Below are 19,979 nucleotides of genomic sequence, written 5' to 3' on the forward strand. Positions count from 1 at the left end.
ACTATCGCACCCCCGATTCGATCGTGATGCAGTCCTCGCCCGAATCGTACTTGACGCTCGTCGGGCCGCCCGAGAGTGCCCGCTCACAGACCGCCGTCTCGTTGCTGATCTTGACCGGAACGGTGTACGTCGTCGTGTTCGTCCAGAGGACGACGTCGTTCTTGCCGTTGACGGCCAACTCGATGTTGTACCCACCGCCGCCGACCCGGGACGGGAGCGAGACGCTCGATCGGACATTGTACGGGTCCCCGGTGGTCGCGAGGTGGTCGACTTGGTGGATCTCGCTGATCAGTACCTCGTTCACGTCGGTGAGGCCCCGCTCGCTGACGCGTTCTTCCTGCCGGGTCACGAGCTGGCCGGCTCCGATGATCAGCCCCGAGATCAAGATCGCCGTGATCCCCAGCGTGAGTGCGTGGTTGAGGGCGATCGAGGCCGCGCGGGTGTCGCCCCGGAAGCTCATGCGCCTCCCTCCTCGATCAGCGTCGTGTTGTACGTGATCCCCGGTCGCTCGTAGACGAAGGTGAACGCTGGGCGGTACACCGAAATCCGCTCCTTATCTGGGTTGTTCACCGCCGAGTATTCGCTGTCACTCCCGAACATATACGATCCCTCCAGTGCCTGTCCGCGTGGGCCGTCGTATTTTGCGGAAATGTCGTAGGGACCGTCGACAGCCGACTCGAATTTCAGCTCATCCCACTGATTCCCGTTGACCGTTCCACTCCGGATGTCGATATCGACATTGTTCGTCGTGGTGAAGTCACTTCCCCCCTCCAGTCGAAGTATCGGTGGACCGGACGGGCTTTCCCTTACCTGAATCAGTTCGGTGTCGGAAGTCGTCTGACACGTAATCTGCATCGACCAGTAATCTGTCCCCGTCTTGTGATCCACCACGGTTACTCGGACGCCGGCACTGGTCCCACTACAGGAAAAGTCCTTGATCGTCAGATTAGCCGGACTGACCACGGACGCGTTCTCCGCAACGGGGTATGGGTCGTTGAAATCCGACGCTCCGAACGGGTGAGTAAAGCGGGTCGCAGGATTGGTTTCTTTGACAAGAACTCCCGATCCATCCATCTCAGACCTCTTTTTGTTCAAACTGACGTTCACGTACGTCGCACTGTCGGCGAACGTCATGTTCGACAATCGGTTGCTGTAGATCGAGATGTTTTGCCGGATGGCCGTCTCGAAATTGACCAGCCCGGTGTCATTGCGTACACGGTCGGCCATCTTCGACAGATCGCCCCGGACCATCTCCGCGGTGCGCTGGGCCTCGTCCGTGGCGTCGAAGTTCCCTTCGGTCCCGACCGTATCGGTGAACTTCAGTCCGTTGAGCAGGATGACGGAGCCGACGATGACCAGGGCGATTGTTGCCGCGCCGACGAGCAACAACTGCCCGCGTTCGTCGTCGGGGAGGCTCAAACTCACCATGCGACGATTCGCACCTCCACGATGTTGTACAGGTCGGAGTTCGGCGCCACGTCGGGCATGAAGTACGGTCGCTGCTCCGACCACTGCTCGACGGTTCTGGGCGCGTTACTGAACGTGTCACCGCAGGCCGTCCCGCTCGCGCCACTGATCCTGACCGGTTCGTCGTCGTAGATCGCCACCGTCCGACTCGCGACGACGGCCGTGTCGGAGGGTGCGATGAGGCTCTGTGGATCGCCCGTCTCCTGTGACACTGCTTCGGACTCGATCTCGCCGTCTTCGGTCTGGTATCGGAAGTACACGTTGAAGCTGACGCTCTGATTGCTCAGCGACTGGTTTAACAGTCGCTCGAACTGGGTCGCGTCGTCGTCGAGTGTCGCGCCCTGGAAGCTCTGGGCACCGACCTGATAGCAGCGGACGATCTTGCTCAGGTTCCCGTCGTTGGCCGTCAGGGCCAGCACGTCCTCGGCTCTGGTCTCCAGGGCGCTGGTCTGCTCGCTCGTGTCGCTGGCCCACGGCCCGATATCGACGATCTGGAGGCCAAATACCAGCGACGTGAGGACGATGATCGCGGCGAAGACACCCTCCAGGGTGTACGCCTGTGCTCTGTGTGAGGTATCCTTCGACATTGTGTCACCAGATCCGTACGATCAGCCAGCACGACGGCGTGCAGTATTTGTCGGTGCCGTTGATTTCGCCCCTCGCCTCGGCCGCTTTGTCCGTCCTGTTGAGATCGACGACTCGCCTGCTGGTCGCGGCCGACTGGTTTGCGTAGTCGTCACCGAACTCCAGCGGATCGCCATTGGCGTTTAATATCGGCTCCGACAACTGTTGGGCGTTGAGTTGACTGCTGTTGACGATCATGACGTTGACGTTGGGCTTGGCTCGTCTGTTCGTCGTGGTGTTGATACTCGACTCATTGCGGAACGTCTCGAACTCCGACCCCGGGGGATCTTTGAGTTCCATGATTCCGACCGAGGGATCGGTCGCGTCGTACTCTAGCACGTTCTCTTTTCCGTCGACGCTGTAGTTTTCGACGAGCCACTCGGCGGCCCGATCTGCCTGTGTGAACTCGGTTCCGTCCACCGGGTCGGCGTACGACGCGTAGAGTCCGGGGACGTATCCAAAGACGAACAGCACCGAGACCAGCAGGAACGTGATCCCGATGATGTAGTCCTGATTCGTCTGTCCACGCCCGTCTCCGAGCAATCGCCTGTCGTCCGACGACTCCCGTTTTGTCTCGATATCCATGACTTCTGTCTCCCCCACTGTCGACACTCCGTTACCCCACCGCCATCCAGGTGATCAGCGCGATCGTCGGCAGGATCACGGCGAACTTGACGCCCGAGATCAGATCGACCTCGCGGATGTACCCCGCGATGAACGACGACAGGACCGCCTGTAGCGTCACCGCGTGGAAGAACAACACCGACAGCAGGCCGGTGTCGACGTTCGAGCCGAACTGGCCGCCGCCGGCCGCCGCGGAACTGGTCCCGCCGCCACCGCCGACCTGATTGGCCAGGCCGGACATGACGTCGAGGAACTGCGTCTTCAGCAGTGCCATCACGCCGAGCAACGTCAGGTAAGTCATGATGATGATGACCACCTGCATCCGCGTCCGGGACTTCCGGTCGCGGTCGATGTCGTCCTGGTTCTCCGAGGCCTGTGCCGCCGTCGTCAACACGTCCTCGATCTGACTCGACGCTTCTTGTGCTTTGCTGATGAGTTTGACGGTCCGGGCGAGTCGCGGGATGTGATACTTGTTGTTGAACTCCCGCAGGGCGTCTTTCAGGTTCGTCCCGTAGTTGACCTTCGCGTACATCGTCTCGAACTCGTCGGACAGTTTCCCCGAGGAGGTCTCGGAGACGACGTTCAACGACTCCAGTAGCGTCATCCCGGTGTCGTTCGCACTGGAGAGTTTCCGGAGGTTCTCGGAAAGCTGGCTCACGACACCCCGCCGCGAGCGGACGTTCCACTCGTAGAAGATCATCAGCGGGACGAAGTTGACGTACAGCGGGACGTAGAACCAGAAGAACGTCGAGCCGACCGGGTTCTCGACGAACCCTTCGGGGGACAGCGGCGCGAAGCCGTACAGCACGCTCAGCACGACCGCGACGATGGAGAGGGGCACCGTCACCCCCAGCACGACCGTCGGGTTGTCCCGGAAGAAGATGTGTGGCTTCCCGAGGATCTCGCCGAGTTCGTAGGAGCGCTCACGGCCCTTGATCTTCTCGAAGACCCCGTAGTCTCCGGTGTACTTCTCGACCAGACCGAGGTTCAGCACGTCAAGCCCCTCGCGGACGACCACGTCGTCGCGCCCGCCCTCCGGCCGGAGGTAGCCGTCGCCGATCTCGTCCTGTGTGACCGTCGAGACGAGTACCAGAAAGCCGACCCCAGTGAGCGGGATCAGGCCGTACACGGTACCGAGAAGCAGGAACTGCTGTGAGTTGCCCATCATCGACATGATGACGAGGATGATGATGAGAAGCAGGGGGAAGAGTGAAAGGGTCATGTACATCTCCCCGAACAGTTCCATGGTCTCGAGCACCTGTTCCTGTTCCTGCTTTGCCGTCCGCATATGTTTCTCCTTCTGGTCCTCGAGGAAGCCTGTCATGTCACCTCCCGAGTCGACGATGGAGAGCATATCCGTCAGGAACTGCGCCAGTTCGTCGCTGGGCGTCTGCAACGCCTGGTTCCGGATGGCGGTCCGGTAGTCCGTGTCGAAATACTCCGTCTCCAGCACGATCGACTGGAACTCCTTGGAGACCTCGCCGTACGTGTCGTCGGCGCGGGCCATCGCCTGCAGGATCTCCAGCTGATTGAGCCCCCCGACCGATAGCGCGTACATAAAGGAGATCGAATCCGACAGGAGGACGTTGACCTCGCGTTTGCGTGCGCCAGCACGGAAGTAGGGAATCGAGACCATCGAGCCGAACCCGATGCCGAAGCCGATCAGTCCGAAGACGATGCCGGTGACGAACACCAGGAACGGGATCTTCAGTTGCAACAGGACTGGCGGGATCTGACTCTCGGCGAGACCGAGCAACACCGGCGCGTCGGGCAGGAACAGCGCGAAGATGAGATAGCCCAAAAGCGAGCCGACGATCCACAGCGTCAGGCCGGCCAGCGCGCCGACGCCGAGCGCTCGCGAGAGGAACATCTCGACGTTCTGTGGCATCCGGGCCTGGGCCAGTTTGTTCTCGACGCTACTGACGAAGTCGCCCTCGCTGTCGAACAGCGACTCGTAGAGGGGATAGAACGTATCCCCGAGGGTACTCGTGCTGCCGACCGTCTGCCCGCTTCGCGTGTCGAGGCTCATGTTAGTCCCCTTCCTCTGCTTCCGCGCCGGCCTTGGTCACGAACTGCCCAAAGTCGATCTCGGCGTCGTCGTCTTCCTCCTCGTCGGGAACCACGTCCTCCTCGGTTTCGATGCCCGATAGCGCCTTCACGATCTCGGGCGTCTCCATGCTCTTGTACCGGTCGAACAGCGGCGTGGCGTTGTCGAGGATGTCGCTGGTCTCCTCGCTGATCTCCTCGCCGGCGTCCGGCCGCGGGACCATCTCCTCTTTCTTGGGATCGATGTTGATCTTGACCGACTCCATCTCCCGGAGGTCTTCGAGGCTCTGTTCGAGCTGATCGTGAGCGATCAGCGTCAGGATCGTGTCGGGGTCGTTGATGAACGCCTGGATCGTCGCGGCCACCTGCTGATAGGTGTTGATCCCGTTGTTGATGAGGTAGGCCAGGACGACCTTTCGTTTGAACAGTTCCTCGTCGAGTTTCTCCTGGTCCCACCCGCGGTCGAACTTGATCTCTTCGAGCGTGTTGGACTGGCCCATCTGGATGAACGTGTCCGTCTCGGCCTGCCACTGATACACGTCCCTGACGTTGATCTCGTCGTTCTCCGCGGAGTATTCGTTGATCTCGGTCAGTGTCTTGCTCCGGCGGACCTTGCGGCCGGCGGTCCGGGTCTGGGTCTGGATCGAGACCAGATCGAGCGCGGTAAACAGCGTCTTCGAGACGTTGATCGGTTCCGTCGTGAACCGCTTGATGACCTCGCCCACCGAGTCGGCGTGGAACGTAGTGTAGGTGGTGTGACCGGTCGACATGACCTGGAACAGCGTCCGACCCTCCTCACCACGGATCTCACCCATGACGATGTAGTCGGGACGCTGACGGAGTGCGGCTTCCAGCAGGTCGAACTCGTCCACGTCGCCCGTGTCGTCCTCGCCGAACGAGGGCCGGGTGACGCTCGCGACCCAGTTCCGCTGGGGCAGTTCGACCTCCCGGGTGTCCTCGATCGAGACGATCTTGGCGCTGGAGGGGATAAAGAGCGAGACCGCGTTCAGGCTGGTCGTCTTCCCCGACGCCGTACCGCCGGCGAAGATGAGGCTCTTGTTGTTCTCGATGCAGAGCCAGAGAAACGCCATCTGGTCGAGGCTGAAGGTGTTCCAGTTGATGAGGTCGATCGGCGTGAAGGGGACGTCCTTGAACTGGCGGATGGTGTAGTTGGTCCCGTGATCGGACACCTCCCGGCCCAGCGTGAGCTGGGACCGCGAGCCGTCCGGGAGCGTCGCGTCGACCTGTGGCTGGCGTTTGGAGATGCCTTTCCCCGACCGCTGGGCGAGCTTGACGACGAAGTCGTCCAGTTCCTCCTCGCCGTGTTCGACGTTCGAGATGATCTGCTCGTAGTCGGTGTGGTAGACGAACACCCGGGAATTGTACCCGTTACACGAGATGTCCTCGACGTTGATGTCGTGTTTGATGGGGTCGATGCGCGCGTAGCCGATGAAGTTGCGCTTGAGGAAGTACAGCAACTTCTCGACCTGGTACTCGCTGATGGTGTCGGGATCCTCCTCGAGGATGGCCGGCTCCGGTCGGGCCGCGATCCCGGAGAGGTCACCCGACGCCGTGGTGGGCAACTCGACGTCCATCCCCATCATCTGCTTGAACTTGTCCATCGTGCCCAGATCCGGATCGACTGCGCCGTCGTCACGCAACAGGTCGTACCGGTCGAGCAACCGCTGTGCCTCGCGCTGGATGACCTCCGCGCGGTCCTCCTCGCTGCCCTCGACGACCACGTCGTCCTCGGAGTATTTGATCGCCGTCCGGAGCTTGCCCGCCAGGAACTCCCGGAGTTCTACCTCGATCGGATTGAGGTGTGGCTCGATGACGTAGTATTTCTTCTCGTTTTCCTTCTTGGAGTGAAAGAGGATCACGTAGGCGTAGGGCTTGTTCACCCAGTACCGTTCGATCTCCTCGAAGTGGGACTTCTTGGCCTGCGGGACGGACTTCTCCAGATCGTATCGGTTGACGACCGTCGTCTTGCCGTCGACGGTCGAAAAGAACATATCCTCGTCGAGTTCCTCGTTGACGTCGACGGTCCGTTCTTCGACCATCTCGTCGAGTTCCGAGGCCAGTCCCTCACCGAAACTCAGAACGCCCTCGATCTCGTCCGGATCGAATCCGAGCGCGCCGGCCGGATCGAACTCTTTGGTCTCCCCCTCGGCGTTCGTCGGCGGTTGCCCGTCGGTGTAGTAGTATTCCTGCTTGTAATGTTCCCACTTGTAGGTATCCTTGACGACGGGTGCCTTGGTCGGATCGAGAAACCGCTCGAAGGGCGTGCTCAGCCCCTTGGCGGCGCTCGCTCCCTGGATCAACTTGTCCTCCGTCTTCCGGGGATCGAACCCGAGAAACTCCGTCCGGTCGAACGGACCACCGGTATGAAACTCGCGTCGGAAGTCCTCCCACGTGTACTCTCCGACTGTGGCACGTTCGACCCGAGCGAGTACCTCCTCCGCGTCGGCGCTCGTCTCCTCGGCGTCGACGGGATCGGCATCGCCCCCCTCTTTGTCATCGGTTGCCATTGAACATCACTCTGCTGTTACGAGGGAAAAAAGTTTATGTCCACATTACCAGCCGTAAGCCGACGTTACGACCGGCGGAGATGCCAACTAACCGGTCGCTCGGCCGATCTGTGGCTTTATTCCGATTTTCTAACAGGGGATTCCTCATTCCCCAGGGAACGGTGTAATGTGCCCAATACGTGTCAGCTGATATACTCTTCGATGCGGTTCAGTGCCGTTTTGAGGTCGTCCAGCCCCGTCGCGTACGAGACGCGGAGGTGGCCTGACCCGCCCGCGCCGAATACGTCGCCGGGGACGACGGCGACTTTCTTCTCCTGGATCAACTCCTCTGCGAAGGCCTGACTGTCGTCGGCGGGACACTCGGGGAACGCGTAGAAGGCCCCGGATGCCTCGAAACACTCGATGCCCATCTCGGCAAAGCGCGAGAGGACGAAGTTCCGGCGGCGGTCATACTGGTCGCGCATATCGGCGACGTCGTCGTCGCAGTTCTCCAGCGCGTCCAGCGCCGCGTGCTGGGCGGTCGTCGGGGCCGACAGCATCGTGTACTGGTGGACGCGGTTCATCGCCCCGATGGCTTCGGCCGGGCCCATCGCGTACCCCAGTCGCAGCCCCGTCATGGCGTAAGCTTTCGAGAACCCGTTGAACACGACGGTCCGCTCGCGCATCCCCGGGAGCGTCGCGATGGACGTGTGGTCGTGTTCGTACGTCAGCGCCGCGTAGATCTCGTCGGCCAGCACGATCAGGTCGTGCTCGCGACAGAAGGCGGCGACTTCCCGGAGTTCCTCGCCGGTCATCGTCGCGCCGGTCGGGTTGTTCGGGTAACAGTAGACCAGCGCGTCGGCCTCCTGCGCGCCCGCGTCTTCCAACACCGCACGGGTCAGCTTGAACTCGTCTTCGGCCCGAGTCGGGACCGGGAGTGGCTCGCCACCCGCGAACTTGACACCGGGCACGTAAGAGACGTAACTCGGCTGGGCCACTGCCACGGTGTCGCCGGGGTCGACGAGCGCACGCATGGCCAGATCGAGCCCCTCGCTGGCCCCGGTCGTGACGATGATCTCGTCGTCCGGGTCGTACTCCAGCCCGTACTTCCGGGACTGATGGGCCGCGATGGCCTCGCGGAGTTCCCGCTTCCCGCGGTTGGCGGTGTAGGACGTTTCGCCCCGTTCCAGCGAGGCGATCGCGGCGTCGCGGGCGCTCCAGGGGGCCGAAAAGTCCGGTTCGCCCACGCCCAGCGAGATGAGGTCGTCCATCTCCTCGGCGAGCTCGAAAAAACGCCGGATACCCGACGGCGGGACGCTCTCGACGCGGTCTGACACCTGCATGGTTACGGAGACACCGAGAGGCGGTCGTCGTCGTCGCCGTCACCGAATTCGATACCTCGTTCCTTGTAGGACTCCATGACGTAGTGGGTCACCGTCTGGGTGATCTCGGGGACGGGCGCGACCTTCTCGCTGATGAACCGCGAGACCTCGCTCATGGAGTCGCCCTCGACCTCCATGTCGAAGTCGTAGTCCCCGCTCACCAGCCGCAGCCCCTCGACTTCGGGGAACTTCGCCAGTCGCTCGGCGATGTCGGCGTAACTGGTCTCCCGGTCCAGCGTGACGTTGAGTTCCACAAGCGCGCGCACGCGTTCGTCGTCGAGTTTGCTGTAGTTCAGCACCGCCTGATAACCTGCGATGACGCCGTCGGCCTCTAACTCTGCGATCACGTCCTCGACGTCGGCTGGGTCGAGGTCGGTCTGGCGCGCCATGTCCTCGGCGGAGTAGCGCGCGTTCTCCCGGAGCAAGGCCAGTATCTCGGCGCGACTGCTCATACCTAACCCCACCAGAGCGCGGACTAAAGACTTGCTATCCCGCCGGTCGAACCCGGCCGCTGTCTCCCCTTCCGTCGGGAACTCGACAGCGAACACCGTTCCTAGCTTTAAGCCGGCGTCGTCCCTACCGATGTCCCAGCTATATGCAGCGTGATACACGGGCCGACAGCGGCTGGGGATTCGTCGCCGACCACGACTCCATGGCGACGATCATCGACACGCTCCTCGACCTCGATCCCGAGGAGACCTACACCCGCTCGGAACTGGCCGACGAGACCGGGATCGCCCTGAAGACACTCCACCTGATGGACGACGTGGACGGCGTCGTCGACCTCGGGCTGCTGGACAGGCACCATCCCGAGGACCAAGAAGTCTACTACACGGTCAACGCCGACAGTCCGGTCCTCGAAGCCGCCCGCGAATTCGAGCAAGCGGTCGAGGCGAACCGCTAGTCCTGCTCGCGCAGTTCCGTCCGCCGAATCTTCCCGGTCGTCGTCTGCGGGAGCTCGTCGACGAACTCGATCTCGCGGGGGTACTCGTACTCGGCCAGTCGATCCCTGACCAGTTCGCGAATCTCGTCACGGAGCGTGTCCGAGCCCTCGACGCCGGCCGCCGGTTCGACGTAGGCCTTGATGATCTCCCCGCGGGTCTCGTCGGGGACGCCGACGACGCCGGCCTGTGCCACGTCGTCGTGTTCGAGGATCGCCTCCTCGACCTCCATCGGCCCCACCCGATAGCCCGCGGTGATGATCACGTCGTCCTTGCGCGATTTGAACCAGATGTACCCCTCCTCGTCCCGTTCGGCCAGATCGCCGGTCAGGAACCACTCGCCGACCTGTTTCTTCGCCGTCTTCTCGGGGAGTCCGAGATACTCGTCGAAGAAGACCGACCGGTCGTGGGGGCGGACGGCGATCTCGCCGGGCTCGCCCCGCGGCAGGCGCTCGACCTCGCCCGCGTCGGCGGCCTCGGGATCGAGGATCGCCACGTCGTAGCCCGGCAGCGGTTTGCCCATGCTCCCCGGTCTGGTCTCGAACCAGCCCGAGGAGTTGGCGACCACGAGGTTGAGTTCGGTCTGGCCGTAGTACTCGTTGACCGCCACGCCGTCGAGTTCCTCCGCGGCCCAGTCGAGGATCTCGGGCGTCAGCGGCTCCCCGGCGGCGGCGACCGTCTCCAGCGAGAGGTCGTACTGCTCGGTCGGATTCTGCACGTCCATCAGCAACCGGAGTGCAGTCGGCGGCATGAACGACTGGGTCACGTCGAACCGCTCCAGCAACTCGAAGGCGGCCGCGGGGTCGAACTTCTCGCTCGGGTAGGCCACCATCGTCCCGCCGTGGTGCCAGGTGGCAAAGAGCGTGCCGCCCAGCGCCGACCCCCACGCCCAGTCCGAGGGGGTCCAGACCGTCGCGTCCGGCCCCAGCCCGCGATCCATGTAGTTGTAGGAGGCCGCGGCCCGACCCAGCCAGAGGGCGTGGGAGTGGAGGACGCCCTTCGGCGGGCCCGTCGATCCGCTCGTGTAGAGGATGGCGCTCTCGGTGTCCGGTGTCGCGTCGTAGGGCTCGACCGACGCACCGTGATCGGCCAGTACGTCCGCGAAGGCCACGGCGTCGCCCGCCGCCGTATCGGTCTCGATCTCGATCACGTGGTCCAGCGCCGGACAGCCCGCGCGGGCCTCGTCGATCTCCGCCCGTACTGTCGGATCGACGACGACGGCTTTCGCCTCCGCGTCGGCCAGTCGGTACTGGAGCGCGTCGGGGCCGTAGAGAACCGAGAGGGGCACCGACAGCGCGCCGAGTTTCCAGTTGGCGAGGTGGGTGATCGGGTTCTGTGGCTTCTGCGGGACGACGACGCCGACCCGATCACCGGGGCCGACGCCCAGTTCCCGGAGCCCGGCCGCGAGCCGGTCCGATCGCTCGTCCAGGTCCTGGAAGGAGGACGATGCCCGCTCGCCGCCGGGTGTCAGATACTCCAGGGCCGTGCTGTCGGGGTCGTCGTGTTTCCGCAGGAAGTCCACCGCTGGGTTGAACTCGTCGGGCAGGTCCCACTCGAACGTTTCACGCGCGGTCGAGTGCGACTCGAAGTCCGGCATCACGGTCCAGGGCATACCTGATGGGTCACCGTCCTCCCCGTTTCACCTTTCGGTTGGCGCAAACCGATTACAGCGGGAGCAGGCTCGACCCGTCGACGGGGCGGAGCGCGCTCGCTTCCACGTCGACGCCGGGGCTGTAGTGGACCAGCGGCGTTCCTGCCGGTTTCTCGAAGCCGTTGGCGGCGAACAGGTCGTTCTCCCGGATCTCCAGGTCCGCACCCTGCAACGGCCACGGCGGGTGGGCGACCGGGCCGACGTACACACGGCCACCGTCGTCGGCCACGTAGAAGCGGTAGCGTTCGGTGAGGAAGTGTTCCAGCGTGCCGGGTTCGGGTTCGGTGGGGTCGCCCGTCGGCCGGTAGGTAGCGTCGAAGCCCGCAAGCGGCGCGCCGGCGTGGGTGCGCCCGCTCCGGAACTGGAATCCGTCGTCGGTCTCGGTGACCTGCATCTCGGCCCGGTAGTACGGCAGGCGAAAGAGTCGGCGGGCGACGGTCACGCCCAGCCAGTCGTCGGCGTCGAGGTTGAAGAAGTAGATCCCCGGCCCGTCCGGACCGTCGACGTAGGTTCGGAGGTTCAACTCGGGGAAGGAGAGCCCGACGGGCGCACCCCGCGGCCTGATCGACTCCATCCGGAAGCCGACCACGCCGAGGTACGCCGCGCCGTCGAACGTGTCTGCCGAGAGGCCGTCGGGGAGCTTCGCGTCGACGACCGTCGGTTCGACGCTCCAGTGTGCGAACAGCACGTCGGCCCAGCGCATCTCCAGTAGCGACGGTGCGTTCATGGTCGAAGGTAGGTGCGCTACGCGTTTCGACCTGTCGCCTCGGAGGGATCGAAGGCGATATGTCGCTCTGTCCGCGCTCTCGGAACGTGAGCTATCTCCTCTGGGCACTGCTGGCACTTTTGGCGTACAGTCTGGTCGCGCCGCTGGCCAAGATCGCGACGGCGGAGATTCCGAGTACCGTGGTGCTTTTGATCTCGAACGGGATGCTCGTGCTCGTCGCGACGGGTGTCGTCGTGGCCACCGACACCCCCGTCGTCCAGTACCTCTCCTACGACCGGGCCGTCTATGCGTACGGCGCGGGGCTCGCGCTCGCGGTCGGCATCCTCGCGTACTACCGGGCGCTGGCGGCCGGCCCGGTCAGCGTCGTCGTCCCGATCTTCGGGCTGTTCATCGTCACGAGTTCCGTCCTCGGGATCGCGATCCTCGACGAATCCCTGACCGCCCGGAAGGTCCTCGGGATCGCGCTGGCGGTCGCGGCGGTGTACCTGACCGCCGTCGAGTGACTGACTCGACCCTTTTTGTCGGCCACACGCGTATATTCGTCCGTCATGGTCGCACTCGACTCCGAAGACGACGCCATCCAGCGCGGCGAACCGGCCCCCGACTTCGAGTTGCCCGGCGCTGACGGCGAGACCTACTCGCTGTCGGACTTCACCGATCGCGAGGCCCTGCTGGTCGTGTTCACCTGCAACCACTGCCCGTACGCACAGGCCAAGGTCGACGAGCTGAACCACCTCGCCGACGCGTACGACGACCTCGCCGTCGTCGGGATCAATCCCAACGACGCCGACGAGTACCCCGACGACTCCTTCGAGAAGATGCAGGACCTCGTTGCCGACGGGACGATCCAGTACGACGCCTACCTCCGTGACGAGAAACAGGATACGGCCCGCGAGTACGGCGCGGTCTGTACGCCCGATCCGTTCCTCTTCGAGAATCGTGGGGACGACTTCGAGTTAGTCTACCACGGCCGCATCGACGACGCACTGAACCCCGACGACGAGCCGACAGAACTGGAGATGCGCGACATCGTGGAGCGCCTGCTGGCCGGCGAGACGATCGACGACGAGTTCAGGCCGTCCCGGGGCTGTTCGATCAAGTGGAACGACGACTGAGCGACCCGGTGCTGCGGCTACGCGGTCGAGTCTGGCGCGAGCGGGGACGAACTAGTTTTTGTTCGCGGGTGTGACGCCGATGTCACACCGGAGCGGTGCGCCGATCATTTCGTCGCCGTGGTCGTCCCGGCGGTCGTGGTCTCGCCGCCCATCGGGGTGGCGAGCCTGTAGAAGCCGTAGAGCCCCCAGATCAGGAGGCCGAGGCCGATCAGCCCCGCCCGAACGTTCGGCGGGACGGTCGGTGCGGCGATCACCTCGCCGGCTTCGGTGGTCACGGCAACCGGACTCGGGTTGCCGACGAACGTCTCGATGAGGCCGAGGACGACGGTGCCGAGGCCGATCAGCGCACCGCCGACGAGCATCGCCGCTCTGTCGATTGCGGACATCGTGGGTGTGTCTGTCATATTCTGTCACCTCGTTAGCCGAGCAGGTACTTCAGGCGCGGGTGGTTCTGGACCAGCTCCCAGTTCTCGATGTACCGGTCGAGGCCCATGATCCGGCCAGCGCCGAGGACGATCACCGTCACGAACAGCAGCAGGCCCATCAGGTCGCCGTTGACGAACCCGTGGGCGAACTCGGCGTTCCCGAGGTAGAAAAATCCCATCAGGAACGCGCCCCAGAAGGCCGCGAACCTGACGAGAACCCCGAGGAGCAGGGCCAGCCCGATCAGCGTCTCGCCGAGCGGGATCATGAAGTTCACGAACCACGCGGCGTTGTTGCCGAACCAGACGGTGATCGGTGCCACGACGGTGCCCTGTGTCGCGCCGGTCAGCCAGCCCGTCGCCGTGAACGGGTCCGCGCTCGTCCACAGGTTGGCGTACTTGGTGATCCCTGCGTGGAAGAACCACCAGCCGGTCAGGAATCGCAACATGGCGACCCAGTAGCCGGCCCACGTGCCCGACAGCTCCAGCGAGACGCCCTCGCCGAGGACGTTCCGTGTGTCGACGTTTGTTGCCATTGGTATCGCACCTCTACACGTAGACCTATTCGACTGGTATATAACAAACGATCATGCTGTTTTCACCTCGTAAGAATACTCCGTTCGACGGTGCAAATCGGGCGAATTCCCTAAATTCCGTTCCGAATACCTTCGGATATCCCCTCGCCGCCCACCGAACCGGCGGAGCCACTATGGGGGTCGTCACTGAACGGTGACATATGGTGCTCGATCTCGCCGCGACGTTCGGGACGGCCAGTCCGGTCGTCGGCATGGTCCACCTCCCGCCCCTGCCCGGGTCGCCCAGGTACGATCCGAACGACGGCCGCGAAGCCGTGCTGGACCGCGCCCGGGCGGACGCCCAAACACTCGCCGACGGCGGCGTCGACGGCCTCGTCGTCGAGAACTACGGGGACGCGCCGTTCTACGCCGAGGACGTGCCCAAACACGTCGTCGCAGAGATGACGCGGGTGGCCACCGCAGTCGCCGAGACCGTCGACTGTCCCGTCGGGATCAACGTCCTCCGAAACGACGCGGCCGCGGCGCTGTCGGTCGCGGCGGCCGTCGGCGCAGCGTTCGTCCGCGTGAACGTCCACACCGGCGCACGCGTGACGGATCAGGGTGTCATCGAGGGGCGGGCGGCGGAGACGCTCCGCTTGCGCGAGCGACTCGACGCCGACGTGACCGTGCTGGCCGACGTGGCGGTCAAACACTCCGCACCGCTGGGCGAACAGGACCTCGGGACGGCGGTCGCAGATGCGATCGACCGCGGCCGCGCGGACGGCCTCGTCGTCTCCGGCCCGGCGACGGGTGAAGTGACCGACGCCGACGACCTCCGGACCGTGGTGGCCGCCCGCGACGACACCGATCCGGACGTGCCGGTGTTCGTCGGGAGCGGCGTCACGGCCGATTCGGTGGCGGACCTGCTGTCGGTGGCCGACGGTGCCATCGTCGGGACGGCGCTCAAAGCGAACGGCGTGACGACGAATCCCGTCGACGGGGATCGGGTCCGGGCGCTAGTCGCGGCCGCGCCGGATGAGTGAGCGACGGAGGGCCGATCCCGATGTCCGAGAATCGCCGGTACGCTTACTGTCGGGACGGATTCAGCTCTCGATATGGACGCGAGCTATCCCTACCTCGCCGCGCTCGGGTACCCCGCGATCATCCTCGGCGTCCTCTATCTGGTCGCCCGGGCCCGCGGCGGCCGCGAGCGCCAGGCGACGGACGACGACGCCGAGGGGGAATAGGGGCAGGGTTTTCCTCGCGAGGGTCCAACGCGGGCACATGGCCGAGAGTCTCCCCGACGCCACTGCCGAGTTCGCTCGCGCCGTCGGACCCGAACCGGACGACGTGATTCGAGAGATGGACGCACAGGCCGATACTGACGGGTTCCCGACGGTCGGCCCCGAAGTCGGCGGGTGGCTCCAGATGCTCGCGCGCATGGTCTCGGCCCGCCGGGTCTTCGAGTTCGGCTCCGGGTTCGGCTACTCGGCGTACTGGTTCGCCCGGGCGCTCCCCGAGGACGGCGAGATCGTCCTCACGGAGGTCGACGAGGACGAACTCGACCAGGCCCGCGAGTACATGGCCCGGGGCGGGTTCGACGACCTCGCCAGCTACGAACTCGGCGACGCTATCGAGACGGTCGACGCGTACGACGGCCCCTTCGACGCCGTGCTGATCGACAACGAGAAACACCGTTACCGCGAGGCCTTCGAGGCCGTCCGCCCGAAGATCGCCGAGGGCGGTGTCGTCATCGCGGACAACGCCGTGACGGCCGGCCCCATCGACTTCGAGGCGCTCTCGGCGCTGGTCCGGGGCGAAGACCCCGACGAGGTGAACGATCACACTGCCGGCGTGGCCGAGTACCTCGACCGGGTCGGCGCGGACCCGGCCTTCGAGACGGCGCTGATTCCCCTCGGCGAGGGAATCGCGGTCAGCCACCGCGTGGACTGACCGGACCCGCGGTTCGGCCGTGTGAATTACAGCATTTGATACTCGCTGGGCATCAGTTATATACGGCGGCCCGGAAGGTCCGGCAACCCCGAGTCTCACATGAGCGAGTTGATGATCGATATACGGAAGTTGAGTATTTTCAACAAGATGGCCAAGGAGGGTGGGAACACGGTCGCCAACCACATGAGCCAGATGACCGGGATGAACACGGAGATGGAGATCACGAAGATCAACTTCATCGACATCCCGGACATCAAGACACACGTCGGCGACGACGAGCAGATCGGGATCTACATCGAGATGCAGGAGCCACCGCACGGCCACGTCCTCTTTCTGTTCAACGCCGACAGCGCCAAGCGCCTGGCCGCCGGGATGCTCGGTGACATGGGCGGCACCGACCCCGACGCCGAGGGGTTCACCGAGATGGAGAAGAGCGCGATCCAGGAGATCGGCAACATCATGACCAGCGGGTTCATCGACGGCTGGGCCAACGTGCTGGAGACGACCATCGATATGTCGACGCCGAACTTCACGTTCGGGCCCGGGAGCGGCACCGTCGACGAGATCATCGGCGACCGCGACAGCGACATGGCGCTCATGTTCGACTCTCGCGTCCACGCTCAGGACGAGGACATCAACGTCAAGGTCTACACGTTTCCCCAGCTCGAAGAACTCGTCGGCCTGATGCAACGGCTGGAAGTCTGAGCCGTTTTGCCGTTTTCCCGTCACATACGAGGGGAACTATGATATGATATGCGCCGCTTGAATAGCCCATGCCAGGAGGCACTGACCAGACACTGCGGCCGTTCCTGTGGCGTGCGGAGAACCTCTACCCCGACACGGAGATCGTCTCCCGGACACACGAGGGCATCGAGCGCTACACCTACGAGGAGTACAGCGACCGCACGGCCCAGCTGGCCCACGCCCTGACCGACGCGGGCATGGGCGAGGGCGACCGTATCGCGACCTTCTGCTGGAACCACCACCGCCACTTCGAGACCTACTTCGGCATCCCGACGCTGGGCGCGCAGCTGCACACGATCAATCCCCTGCTCCCCGACGAACACATCCAGTTCATCGTCGAGAACGCCGCCGACAAGGCGATCTTCGTCGACCCCTCGCTGGCCGAGAAACTGGCCGGCGCGTACGACGCCGACTCCTTCGACAGCGTCGAGCAGTTCGTGATCATGGGCGACTCGGTCCCCGACCTGCCCTTCGACGCCGTCGCCTACGAGTCCTTCATCGAGGGCCACGACACCGAGTACGACTGGCCGGTCGTCGACGAGGATCAGCCCGCCGGGATGTGTTACACCTCCGGTACCACGGGCAAACCCAAGGGTGTCGAGTACACCCAGCAGATGCTCTGGGGGCACACGATGGCGACCATGACGCCGATGGGGCTTGGCATCGAGGACGACGACGTGGTGATGCCTGTCGTCCCGATGTTCCACGTCAACGCCTGGGGGATGCCGTTCTCGACCACCGCTGCCGGCGCGAAACACGTCTACCCCGGTCCGTCGCCCGAGCCCGAAGATCTCGCCCAGTTGATCGAAGAGGAGGGCGTCACCATCACCGCCGGCGTCCCGACCGTCTGGCTGGGCCTGCAGGAGTATATGCAGGCCGGGAACGACGTGGACCTCTCCGAACTCGAAACCGTCATCATCGGTGGTTCGGCGGCACCGAAGGCCATGATCGAGTGGTTCGACGGACACGGCGTCTCGGTCACGCACGCCTGGGGGATGACCGAGATGGCACCCATCGGCTCGGTCGCCCACCTCAAGTCCGGGTTGGCAGAAGAACTCACGTACGAGGAACAGATCGACCGCCGGGCCAAGCAGGGGCTGATCGTCCCCGGTCTGGAGTTCAAGGTCATCGACGACGACGGGAACGAGGTCCCCTGGAACGGCGAGGACTTCGGCGAACTGTACGTCCGTGGCCCGTGGGTCACCCAGGAGTACTTCGAGCGACCCGAGGCCAACGAGAACGACTTCGAGGGCAACTGGCTCAAGACCGGCGACGTGGTGACCGTCGACGAGGACGGCTACATCAAGATCGTCGACCGGGCCAAAGACGTGATCAAGTCCGGCGGGGAGTGGATCTCCTCGCTCGAACTGGAAAACGCCATCATGGCCAACGACCACGTGGCCGAGGCCGCCGTCGTCGGCGTCCCCCACGAGCGCTGGCAGGAGCGACCCGTCGCCTTCATCGTCCCCACCGAGGGCGCGGACCCCGACGCACTGGCCGAGGAACTCCGCGAGCAGATTTCCGAGGACTACCCCAAGTGGTGGCTCCCCGACGACTTCATCCAGATCGACGAGGTGCCAAAGACCGCGACGGGCAAGTTCTCGAAGAAGGACCTCCGCGAGGAGTACGCCGACGAGGACCTCGTCGAAGGGCAGGTCCCCGAAGAGGCTGCCCCCGACGAAGAGTAACGAGACTGTCGCTCCCGGACAGCCCGCTCGTGTGAAGACGACCGCCGAACGGTCGGGATCCATTCCGGACGACCCGTCGGTTCGCCTCTCCCGTTGGCCGTCGCGTCTCCGGGCGGCGTCGACGACCTGTGCTTTGCCCGCTCGGTTCCCGTCTCCGGGAGAAACGTCACCACATTTCTATATCAAATCGTGGCATGATAGGCCATGCCATCCAGTCTTGACTCCAGGACTTGTATGGGCTCTATGAGAGAAGACGCGTCCCGGATGGCGGAGGACACGTGGGAGAGCCTGCTCACCGCGATCTCGGACCCGTACCGGCGACAGCTCCTCGTCGCGCTTCTGGATCACAACCCGCAGGACGACGCGGATCTGGACCCGCTGGACGTGGTCGCCGAGACCGAGCGGGAGAGCACGGTGCTGGAGTCGGAACTGGTCCACAACCACCTGCCGAAACTCGACGCCATGGAGATCATCCGGTGGGATCGGGACAGCGGCGAGATCAGCACCGGCCCGGAGTGGGACGAGGTCGCACCGATCCTCGAGTTGATCCACGACCACCGGGAAGATCTGCCCGACGGCTGGCTATAGGAGTTCGTCGAACCGCTCTTCGAGTTTCTCGACCGTCCAGCCCTCGGAATCGACCATCGAGTTCTCGTCTGTCGGATCGGCGACGAGCGACACCATGTCGCCCTGTGCGCGGACCGTCTTGCCGTTGACGCCCTCGGCGGCCTCGCTGACGAGGTAGCCGACGACGGGCGCGACCTTCTCGGGAGGCATATCGTCCTCGCCGAACGGGCGTTTCTCCTCGGGGATGTCTTCGATCATGCGGGTGTAGGCCACGGGCATGAGCGCGTTGGCCCGGGCGTCGTAACGGGGCAGTTCGGCGGAGGCGGTGCGGATCAGCCCCAGCACGCCGGCCTTGGCGGCCGAGTAGTTGGCCTGGCCGGCGTTCCCCAGCGCGGAGGGACTGGTGACGCCGACGAAGGCCCGCTCGCGGTCGGCCTCGTCGGCCGTCTCGTCCCAGTGGCGCGCGAGGTTCCGGAGCAGGGCGAAGTGCCCCCGCAGGTGCACGTCGATCACGGTGTCCCAGTCGTCGCCGGTCATCTCCGTGAGATAGGCATCCCGCAGGACGCCCGCGAAGTTGACGGCGGCGTCGACGCGACCGTACTCGGCGACCGTGTCGTCGATCAGTTCCTCGGTGTACTCCAGGTCGGTCACGTCCCCGAAGTGGGCCATCGCAGTGCCACCCGCGTCGCGGATGGCCGCGACGGTCTCGGCCGCCGGCTCCTCGCTCGCGCCCTCGCCCTGCAACGAGGTTCCGAGGTCGTTCACGACGACCGTCGCGCCCTCGCTGGCCAGATGCTCGGCCGTCGCCTCGCCGAGGCCGCGGCCGCCACCAGTTACGATACAGACCGTCCCGTCGAGCGGACCTGTGTCCGTCATTACCCGAGTCGGTGTTCGGCTCCGTGATATGAATACCGACAGCGACGCGTCTCGTGCACTCCGATCTCCAGCCAGACGCCGAAAGAAACTCGAACTCCGTTCACAATTTACAATGTTCCAATCCGTTTTT

The 19,979-nt window shown here is 64.3% G+C and carries 22 protein-coding genes; 9 read left to right on the top strand and 13 right to left on the bottom strand.

Annotation, left to right across the window (positions count from 1 at the left end; translation table 11 throughout):
- Window position 1 precedes the first annotated feature (1 nt).
- The 8 genes from BMX17_RS08835 to BMX17_RS08870 form a co-directional block, all read right to left on the bottom strand.
- Window positions 2-460, bottom strand: coding sequence for a DUF7266 family protein (locus BMX17_RS08835; RefSeq protein WP_092659118.1), 459 nt, complete (start codon window positions 458-460; stop codon window positions 2-4).
- On the bottom strand, window positions 457-1,428 hold the full coding sequence (locus BMX17_RS08840; protein ID WP_092659119.1) for a DUF7261 family protein: 972 nt from the start codon (window positions 1,426-1,428) through the stop codon (window positions 457-459). Before BMX17_RS08840 ends, BMX17_RS08835 begins: the two co-directional genes overlap by 4 nt.
- Window positions 1,422-2,054, bottom strand: coding sequence for a DUF7288 family protein (locus BMX17_RS08845; protein ID WP_092659120.1), 633 nt, complete (start codon window positions 2,052-2,054; stop codon window positions 1,422-1,424). Before BMX17_RS08845 ends, BMX17_RS08840 begins: the two co-directional genes overlap by 7 nt.
- Before the next feature lie 4 nt (window positions 2,055-2,058).
- Window positions 2,059-2,676, bottom strand: coding sequence for a DUF7287 family protein (locus BMX17_RS08850; protein WP_139203452.1), 618 nt, complete (start codon window positions 2,674-2,676; stop codon window positions 2,059-2,061).
- Between the two features lie 31 nt (window positions 2,677-2,707).
- Window positions 2,708-4,744, bottom strand: coding sequence for a type II secretion system F family protein (locus BMX17_RS08855; protein WP_092659122.1), 2,037 nt, complete (start codon window positions 4,742-4,744; stop codon window positions 2,708-2,710).
- Between the two features lies 1 nt (window position 4,745).
- Window positions 4,746-7,289: a type II/IV secretion system ATPase subunit gene (locus BMX17_RS08860; RefSeq protein ID WP_092659123.1), complete on the bottom strand. Its 2,544-nt coding sequence runs from the start codon at window positions 7,287-7,289 to the stop codon at window positions 4,746-4,748.
- Window positions 7,290-7,471: 182 nt separating this feature from the next.
- Complete coding sequence (locus tag BMX17_RS08865) at window positions 7,472-8,611, bottom strand: pyridoxal phosphate-dependent aminotransferase (RefSeq protein WP_092659124.1); 1,140 nt, start codon at window positions 8,609-8,611, stop codon at window positions 7,472-7,474.
- 2 nt (window positions 8,612-8,613) lie between these two features.
- Window positions 8,614-9,102: an Lrp/AsnC family transcriptional regulator gene (locus tag BMX17_RS08870; RefSeq protein WP_092659125.1), complete on the bottom strand. Its 489-nt coding sequence runs from the start codon at window positions 9,100-9,102 to the stop codon at window positions 8,614-8,616.
- Between the two features lie 143 nt (window positions 9,103-9,245).
- On the opposite strand from BMX17_RS08870, the gene BMX17_RS08875 reads away from it, so the two are divergent.
- Window positions 9,246-9,554, top strand: a complete 309-nt coding sequence (locus BMX17_RS08875; RefSeq protein WP_092659126.1) for a hypothetical protein — start codon at window positions 9,246-9,248, stop codon at window positions 9,552-9,554.
- On the opposite strand, the gene BMX17_RS08880 is transcribed toward BMX17_RS08875, so the two are convergent.
- A complete protein-coding gene (locus BMX17_RS08880; protein WP_092659127.1) occupies window positions 9,551-11,203 on the bottom strand; it encodes an acetate--CoA ligase in 1,653 nt (550 codons plus the stop codon). The two genes, BMX17_RS08875 and BMX17_RS08880, sit on opposite strands and share 4 nt — an antisense overlap.
- Window positions 11,204-11,255: 52 nt before the next feature.
- The gene (locus BMX17_RS08885; RefSeq protein WP_092659128.1) at window positions 11,256-11,969 is read right to left on the bottom strand and encodes a YqjF family protein; all 714 of its coding nucleotides are present in this window, start codon (window positions 11,967-11,969) and stop codon (window positions 11,256-11,258) included.
- Window positions 11,970-12,055: 86 nt separating this feature from the next.
- Here BMX17_RS08885 and BMX17_RS08890 point away from each other — a divergent pair, with 86 nt between their 5' ends.
- On the top strand, window positions 12,056-12,472 hold the full coding sequence (locus BMX17_RS08890) for an EamA family transporter (protein ID WP_092659286.1): 417 nt from the start codon (window positions 12,056-12,058) through the stop codon (window positions 12,470-12,472).
- Window positions 12,473-12,517: 45 nt separating this feature from the next.
- Window positions 12,518-13,084, top strand: a complete 567-nt coding sequence (locus BMX17_RS08895; protein ID WP_092659129.1) for a thioredoxin family protein — start codon at window positions 12,518-12,520, stop codon at window positions 13,082-13,084.
- 104 nt (window positions 13,085-13,188) lie between these two features.
- On the opposite strand, the gene BMX17_RS08900 is transcribed toward BMX17_RS08895, so the two are convergent.
- The gene (locus BMX17_RS08900; protein WP_092659131.1) at window positions 13,189-13,488 is read right to left on the bottom strand and encodes a hypothetical protein; all 300 of its coding nucleotides are present in this window, start codon (window positions 13,486-13,488) and stop codon (window positions 13,189-13,191) included.
- Window positions 13,489-13,502: 14 nt separating this feature from the next.
- Window positions 13,503-14,042, bottom strand: a complete 540-nt coding sequence (locus tag BMX17_RS08905; protein WP_092659133.1) for a DoxX family membrane protein — start codon at window positions 14,040-14,042, stop codon at window positions 13,503-13,505.
- A gap of 200 nt (window positions 14,043-14,242) precedes the next feature.
- Here BMX17_RS08905 and BMX17_RS08910 point away from each other — a divergent pair, with 200 nt between their 5' ends.
- From BMX17_RS08910 to BMX17_RS08930, 6 genes are all read left to right on the top strand, one after another.
- The gene (locus BMX17_RS08910; protein ID WP_092659135.1) at window positions 14,243-15,064 is read left to right on the top strand and encodes a BtpA family protein; all 822 of its coding nucleotides are present in this window, start codon (window positions 14,243-14,245) and stop codon (window positions 15,062-15,064) included.
- Window positions 15,065-15,136: 72 nt separating this feature from the next.
- The gene (locus tag BMX17_RS27275) at window positions 15,137-15,268 is read left to right on the top strand and encodes a hypothetical protein (protein WP_280141375.1); all 132 of its coding nucleotides are present in this window, start codon (window positions 15,137-15,139) and stop codon (window positions 15,266-15,268) included.
- Window positions 15,269-15,305: 37 nt separating this feature from the next.
- Complete coding sequence (locus BMX17_RS08915) at window positions 15,306-15,974, top strand: O-methyltransferase (RefSeq protein ID WP_092659137.1); 669 nt, start codon at window positions 15,306-15,308, stop codon at window positions 15,972-15,974.
- Between the two features lie 111 nt (window positions 15,975-16,085).
- On the top strand, window positions 16,086-16,679 hold the full coding sequence (locus tag BMX17_RS08920) for a chemotaxis protein CheC (protein WP_092659288.1): 594 nt from the start codon (window positions 16,086-16,088) through the stop codon (window positions 16,677-16,679).
- Window positions 16,680-16,747: 68 nt separating this feature from the next.
- The gene (locus BMX17_RS08925; protein ID WP_092659139.1) at window positions 16,748-18,406 is read left to right on the top strand and encodes a long-chain fatty acid--CoA ligase; all 1,659 of its coding nucleotides are present in this window, start codon (window positions 16,748-16,750) and stop codon (window positions 18,404-18,406) included.
- A 243-nt stretch (window positions 18,407-18,649) separates the two neighbouring features.
- The gene (locus BMX17_RS08930; RefSeq protein ID WP_139203453.1) at window positions 18,650-18,994 is read left to right on the top strand and encodes a DUF7344 domain-containing protein; all 345 of its coding nucleotides are present in this window, start codon (window positions 18,650-18,652) and stop codon (window positions 18,992-18,994) included.
- Here the strand turns inward: BMX17_RS08930 and BMX17_RS08935 are convergent.
- Window positions 18,989-19,849 (bottom strand): SDR family NAD(P)-dependent oxidoreductase, encoded by an 861-nt coding sequence (locus BMX17_RS08935; RefSeq protein ID WP_092659143.1) that lies wholly within the window; start codon window positions 19,847-19,849, stop codon window positions 18,989-18,991. The two genes, BMX17_RS08930 and BMX17_RS08935, sit on opposite strands and share 6 nt — an antisense overlap.
- Between the last annotated feature and the right edge of the window lie 130 nt (window positions 19,850-19,979).

This window comes from Halorientalis persicus (assembly GCF_900110215.1).
GTDB classification, from domain to species: Archaea; Halobacteriota; Halobacteria; order Halobacteriales; family Haloarculaceae; genus Halorientalis; species Halorientalis persica.

What these genes read in the sequence shown, in the direction of transcription:
- BMX17_RS08835 (WP_092659118.1), bottom strand. Translation starts at nt 460, where the DNA reads ATGAGCTTCCGGGGCGACACCCGCGCGGCCTCGATCGCCCTCAACCAC.
- BMX17_RS08855 (WP_092659122.1), bottom strand. Translation starts at nt 4,744, where the DNA reads ATGAGCCTCGACACGCGAAGCGGGCAGACGGTCGGCAGCACGAGTACC.
- BMX17_RS08900 (WP_092659131.1), bottom strand. Translation starts at nt 13,488, where the DNA reads ATGACAGACACACCCACGATGTCCGCAATCGACAGAGCGGCGATGCTC.
- BMX17_RS08915 (WP_092659137.1), top strand. Translation starts at nt 15,306, where the DNA reads ATGGCCGAGAGTCTCCCCGACGCCACTGCCGAGTTCGCTCGCGCCGTC.
- BMX17_RS08870 (WP_092659125.1), bottom strand. Translation starts at nt 9,102, where the DNA reads ATGAGCAGTCGCGCCGAGATACTGGCCTTGCTCCGGGAGAACGCGCGC.
- BMX17_RS27275 (WP_280141375.1), top strand. Translation starts at nt 15,137, where the DNA reads ATGGACGCGAGCTATCCCTACCTCGCCGCGCTCGGGTACCCCGCGATC.
- BMX17_RS08875 (WP_092659126.1), top strand. Translation starts at nt 9,246, where the DNA reads ATGCAGCGTGATACACGGGCCGACAGCGGCTGGGGATTCGTCGCCGAC.
- BMX17_RS08845 (WP_092659120.1), bottom strand. Translation starts at nt 2,054, where the DNA reads ATGTCGAAGGATACCTCACACAGAGCACAGGCGTACACCCTGGAGGGT.
- BMX17_RS08840 (WP_092659119.1), bottom strand. Translation starts at nt 1,428, where the DNA reads ATGGTGAGTTTGAGCCTCCCCGACGACGAACGCGGGCAGTTGTTGCTC.
- BMX17_RS08860 (WP_092659123.1), bottom strand. Translation starts at nt 7,289, where the DNA reads ATGGCAACCGATGACAAAGAGGGGGGCGATGCCGATCCCGTCGACGCC.
- BMX17_RS08920 (WP_092659288.1), top strand. Translation starts at nt 16,086, where the DNA reads ATGATCGATATACGGAAGTTGAGTATTTTCAACAAGATGGCCAAGGAG.
- BMX17_RS08885 (WP_092659128.1), bottom strand. Translation starts at nt 11,969, where the DNA reads ATGAACGCACCGTCGCTACTGGAGATGCGCTGGGCCGACGTGCTGTTC.
- BMX17_RS08895 (WP_092659129.1), top strand. Translation starts at nt 12,518, where the DNA reads ATGGTCGCACTCGACTCCGAAGACGACGCCATCCAGCGCGGCGAACCG.
- BMX17_RS08925 (WP_092659139.1), top strand. Translation starts at nt 16,748, where the DNA reads ATGCCAGGAGGCACTGACCAGACACTGCGGCCGTTCCTGTGGCGTGCG.
- BMX17_RS08880 (WP_092659127.1), bottom strand. Translation starts at nt 11,203, where the DNA reads ATGCCCTGGACCGTGATGCCGGACTTCGAGTCGCACTCGACCGCGCGT.
- BMX17_RS08850 (WP_139203452.1), bottom strand. Translation starts at nt 2,676, where the DNA reads ATGGATATCGAGACAAAACGGGAGTCGTCGGACGACAGGCGATTGCTC.
- BMX17_RS08910 (WP_092659135.1), top strand. Translation starts at nt 14,243, where the DNA reads ATGGTGCTCGATCTCGCCGCGACGTTCGGGACGGCCAGTCCGGTCGTC.
- BMX17_RS08930 (WP_139203453.1), top strand. Translation starts at nt 18,650, where the DNA reads ATGAGAGAAGACGCGTCCCGGATGGCGGAGGACACGTGGGAGAGCCTG.
- BMX17_RS08905 (WP_092659133.1), bottom strand. Translation starts at nt 14,042, where the DNA reads ATGGCAACAAACGTCGACACACGGAACGTCCTCGGCGAGGGCGTCTCG.
- BMX17_RS08935 (WP_092659143.1), bottom strand. Translation starts at nt 19,849, where the DNA reads ATGACGGACACAGGTCCGCTCGACGGGACGGTCTGTATCGTAACTGGT.
- BMX17_RS08865 (WP_092659124.1), bottom strand. Translation starts at nt 8,611, where the DNA reads ATGCAGGTGTCAGACCGCGTCGAGAGCGTCCCGCCGTCGGGTATCCGG.